Annotated in this window: 7 protein-coding genes and 1 pseudogene; 1 reads left to right on the forward strand and 7 read right to left on the reverse strand. The window is 59.9% G+C overall.

Going from position 1 to position 4,316, the window contains the following annotated elements:
- From tnpA to HNE04_RS27730, 7 genes are all read right to left on the reverse strand, one after another.
- The coding region (gene tnpA / locus HNE04_RS27700; RefSeq protein WP_172221903.1) for an IS66-like element accessory protein TnpA at positions 1 to 224 on the reverse strand (224 nt) is incomplete at its 3' end.
- Positions 225 to 400: 176 nt separating this feature from the next.
- Entirely contained in the window at positions 401 to 847 is a 447-nt protein-coding gene (locus HNE04_RS27705) for a hypothetical protein (protein WP_172227089.1), read from the reverse strand.
- Positions 848 to 958: 111 nt separating this feature from the next.
- Positions 959 to 1,243 (reverse strand): hypothetical protein, encoded by a 285-nt coding sequence (locus HNE04_RS27710; protein WP_172227092.1) that lies wholly within the window; start codon positions 1,241 to 1,243, stop codon positions 959 to 961.
- A gap of 163 nt (positions 1,244 to 1,406) precedes the next feature.
- Positions 1,407 to 1,802, reverse strand: a complete 396-nt coding sequence (locus HNE04_RS27715) for a hypothetical protein (protein ID WP_172227094.1) — start codon at positions 1,800 to 1,802, stop codon at positions 1,407 to 1,409.
- 86 nt (positions 1,803 to 1,888) lie between these two features.
- Positions 1,889 to 2,335, reverse strand: coding sequence for a hypothetical protein (locus HNE04_RS27720; RefSeq protein WP_172227097.1), 447 nt, complete (start codon positions 2,333 to 2,335; stop codon positions 1,889 to 1,891).
- Between the two features lie 99 nt (positions 2,336 to 2,434).
- Positions 2,435 to 2,824 (reverse strand): hypothetical protein, encoded by a 390-nt coding sequence (locus tag HNE04_RS27725; RefSeq protein WP_172227100.1) that lies wholly within the window; start codon positions 2,822 to 2,824, stop codon positions 2,435 to 2,437.
- Between the two features lie 189 nt (positions 2,825 to 3,013).
- The gene (locus HNE04_RS27730) at positions 3,014 to 3,445 is read right to left on the reverse strand and encodes a hypothetical protein (protein WP_172227103.1); all 432 of its coding nucleotides are present in this window, start codon (positions 3,443 to 3,445) and stop codon (positions 3,014 to 3,016) included.
- 694 nt (positions 3,446 to 4,139) lie between these two features.
- On the opposite strand from HNE04_RS27730, the pseudogene HNE04_RS27735 reads away from it, so the two are divergent.
- Positions 4,140 to 4,316 (forward strand): annotated as a pseudogene (locus tag HNE04_RS27735) (IS5/IS1182 family transposase); the annotation flags it as partial.

The following is a 4,316-nucleotide window of genomic DNA, read 5'->3' on the forward strand; positions in this document are numbered from 1 at the left end:
GCGAGCTGCAAAGGCACGAACTCGCCGGCGCCCGCCAGCGCCGGGGCGACAGCCCCGCGCGCGTCTCGGCGCCACGTGTGAATCATGTTGGCATTAAGGCCATGGGCCAGCGCCACCTTGGCTATCGAGGCGCCGGGCTGGCTGCATTCGGCCAGCACTTTCGCCTTGAACTCCGGGGCATACGCGCGCACTCGGGTGCGCTTGGTGGGTTCGCTCGTGTCCATTCCAATCCTCTCGTGGACACGATGCTCGCCGCAGCGGGCTAAGTCGGCAAGGATGGGTTCGCCGGACGCTTACACGCGATGTTTTCGCTCCACGATTTCAAAGACCGCGAGCAAGTCATCCGCGGCAGAAAAGAAGTTACGTTGCACGGGCGGATTAGTGCTGCTTAACGTCCGAGCTAACCTGCGCGCGGCCGCTCTTGCCGCGCGTCCGGGTTGAGCGAAATGTTAGAGCGCAACAGTACCGCGTAAGCCGCTACGCCAGCCGCAAGCCCAGCTATGCCAAAGAGAATGACCTGTTCAATAGAGTTGCGATAAAGGCCAAGCAGGGCGGCCGAGAGGAGACTTGCAAGTACCCCCACCAGCGCGACAGAGAACCAGCCCAGGACACTGAAGCGCCTCAGGACGAAAAAAAGAGGAACGCCCACGACTAGCGCCACGGGTACCGAAAAAATCGCGAAGAACGGCGTCCACATCAGATTCGACGGCACGAAACTATGCTGCGGTGTCCCACCGGCTGGGACATAGGTGACAAACATCGTGGCTGCCGCGAAAACTGCACCACCCGCAAGGCCACCCACCAGCAGCGAGCCGACAACCTTGGCGATCTCTAGAAATTTCGGCATGGGCGTTGCGCTCTAACGTGAAGATGACCGGACCACCAACATTTGCGGCGAAGCCGCCTCCTGCTGTTGTGGGTCCGCGTCGATTGACCAGTTAGACCGCCTCAAGCCTCGCTACCTCTCGGTTCCGCCGAACAGACGCCTAACAAAGCGCACGACAGCGCGAAGGCAAGTTTTAAGCACCCAGCCTGCTCCCCGCACCACCGATTCAACGACCGCTTCAAGAATAAAGTAGCCAACGGCCACAACCGGCCCAATCACAAAGAGCACCACCGCAACGAGGATCAGAAGCCGATACGGCGATGACTCCCCGACGTTGAAGAAGTCAGGAACAAAGCTCAGTAGGATGCCCACTCCCAGACACGCCAGAACCACGTAAACCACCACCGTTTTGGCCAATACCGAGCGGCTCGACCGTGCTTCAGAGCGGCGGGGGGAAGGATCTCCTATGCGTGTCATCTTGCGGTCTAACGTGAAGATGACCGGACCACCACCTGTTGCGGCGGAGCCGCCTCCTGCAGGTGTGGGTCCGTGTCGATTGACAAGTTAGGCAGCGAGCGCTTTATGTGACACATTTCGGTTCCGTCCACGAGTCTCCGTACTGCTTCTTGAAGCCTTCGAGCTGGCCTGGTAACGCCGGATCGCGCTTGGCAAGTTGGTCCACCGCACTAGTCCCCTTGTAGTCCCGGTAGAAGGATGAAAGCACGTAGAGCTCCACGTCAATGTCAAAGCGAACTTTGGCTAGGGCCTCCTTGGAGCAGCCGCGGGCGAGGTCCGATTCCAGGGCGCGCAGCCGCTGCAGCTTGTTTACGCCCAGGTCTGCTTGTACAGACGCCAATACAGACCCGAATGCTTCCTTTGCCTGGGCTGCGCCTGCTTGCAGGCCGAGGCGGTACGAGACAAAACCGAACGCAACGAGAGCAACGACTGCGAGCGCGCATGCGAAGAGACGCTTCATCTGCTGCCTAACGTGAAGATGATCGGACCACCAACACTTGCGGCGAAGCCGCCTCCTGCTGTTGTGGGTCCGTGTCGATTGACATGTTATCCAGCATTGTCTAGCTCTTTCACTTCGCAGATGCGCGGCTCAGTCAGCCAAACCGCATCCACCAACGCGAATACCTCTTGCGCCAATGGCGTTCCGACAACATCTTCTCTCTTGAGTGCGCGCCCGCACAGGAAGCGATCGTCCGTGCGGCGACCCTCGCCATCAATGACCATGAACGATCCGCCTCCTTGTGCAGGATGGTAGAGCAAGGAAATGGCCAGCCTATGCTCGGGCTTCGCCTCGTCGCCCCATGGCCCGACGACCAGGTCGATGTTCGGGGCGTGCTCTGGCGCGCCGAGTGTCCATTGCACGAAATACAGCGCCACCGTGAGTTCGCCCTGCGCAAGGTCTCCCCAAATTGTCTTGGAGGTCCGACCGCAGCACGCGCACGTGCCGATCGACTCTTTCCAGGGAGTGGCCACGATTGCCAATGCGTCACTCATGCTGGATAACGTAAAAATGACCGGACCACCAACACTAGCGGCGAAGCCGCCTCCTGCTGCTGTGGGTCCGTGTCAATTGACAAGTTATCCCTCAGTGGCCTACTTGAACACACGGCTCTCTCCCTTTGTCGCGAAGAGTTTGCCTGGGAAGTACTTTCCCGATTCGACTCGATATGGAATGTAGACGACGACTGAGTAGTTCTCTCTGTGGTCGAGCGCGACTGCTATTGCGTCCGATTTAACGCCGCTCGAGGGGTCTAAGACGCGCGCGTCGTAAATGAGAGCCGTGGCCTGGTACTTGCCCTTTTTAGCCCCCTCCTCGAAACCGGCCGCTAGCAATCGGATCAAGTCCGCCGGCGCTGGTCGCGCCTTCCCATCGCTGGCTGAAACGGGGACAACCTTTCCGTTTCGGTCCAACGCTGCGCCATAGGGATAAAAGCCACCGTGTTCTCGCAGCATCTTCTCAGCGAGCGGCAGCGCTTCCTTCATTAGCCTCTCGCATTCCAGCTTCGAATTAGCTATGGCCGGTCGGTGCACCAAGAGTGTCAAAGGCAAAAGAGCGAGCGCGCGACGCTTCATGAGGGATAACGTTGGACATGAGCGGCGGCTGGAAGCTGGCGAAGCCAGCTGGAAGACGTCCGCTCGATGGAAGGGTTGGGCGTCACTGTTGGCGAACCTTCACTTGGACTTTCGGTAGAACTCGGCGTAGCAAGACTTCATATCCTCAGCCTCACACAAGAGGAAGCGCTTCCCGCTGGGATGGACCCGAACGAAGTTGACGGCGACGTGCCCCAGTGCGGTATTGGAACCTGAGCAGTCAGCCTTCCCATTGTTCTTGATGATCCGATCAGTCCACTTGTAGAAGCCGCTTGTGCTCGGGACCAGTGAGATCATCACCTCCGACTCGTTGCGCTCGTCAGCGGATTGCGATGACTTGGTGCCATCGGTGTGAACAACGTACTCCTCAAAGCACTTCTGGTCCGGCAGGTCGATCCTCCACGTTCCGACCAGCGGATGCGTTTCGGGCAAGGGCGTGCGCTCGAACCCCTGGGCAAATACGGAAACTGAGAATGAGGCAGATACGAGTGCGGCGACGACGCGGGTAGTCATAGACAGTACATGCTCCAGAGGCGCCTTTGGTGACGCCCAACGTTGGAGGTAACCGGACCGCAACTTTAGCGGCGAAGCCGCCTCCTGCAGTTGCGGGTCCGTGTTGGCCGACATGTTAGATGACATCTCGTGGGGTATGCACGAGAAACGGGTGGGCAACCGCCCCTTGCACGAAAACTTAGCCGGCCTGGAAAACACTTGACCCTTTCATCGACGCCGCGTGAGCGTCTTGTAGGCAAACCACAGCAACACTGCGCCGCCAGCGGCGAAGCACACCGCACCGAGAGCCCGACCGAGGGGCGAGCCAATGGCGATAACCTCCCACGCCGGGGGCGCGCCGTACTTTGTGCTCCCACCCGTAGGCCGAAACACCACGCCATAAGCAAAGCCGACGGCCACAGCGAAAAAGGCTGCTCCCGCAGCAGAAGCGCCGAGAAAGATTGAAATCCGCCGCCAGGTGCTAAGTGCTGATGCCATCTAACGTGAAGATGACCGGACCACCAACACCAGCGGCGAAGCCGCCTCCTGCTGTTGTGGGTCCGCGTCGATTGACATGTTAAGGGGCACACGGCCCTAGGAGTCTGCGCGGCAGAAGCTCGCATTTCTCCCTCCCCTTCCGGGGGAGGGCTGGGGTGGGGGCACGCGGCGATGGTGCGGAGGTCATCGCCAGCCACGGATCAATCGTTGAGCTTGAATGCCAGCCAGCTACATCCCCTACGAGCCCGACCAGGACTTCCTGCTGCCCCCGTCACTGAAGGAGTGGCTGCCTGAAGGGCACTTGGCCTACTTCGTCTGCGACGCAATCGATAGCCTGGACTTGAGCGCCTTTCACGCGCGTTACGCCGCCGGTGGACCGCGCAACCAGCCGTTC

It is taken from the genome of Caenimonas soli (genome assembly GCF_013155545.1).
Classification (GTDB): Bacteria; Pseudomonadota; Gammaproteobacteria; order Burkholderiales; family Burkholderiaceae_C; genus Ramlibacter; species Ramlibacter soli.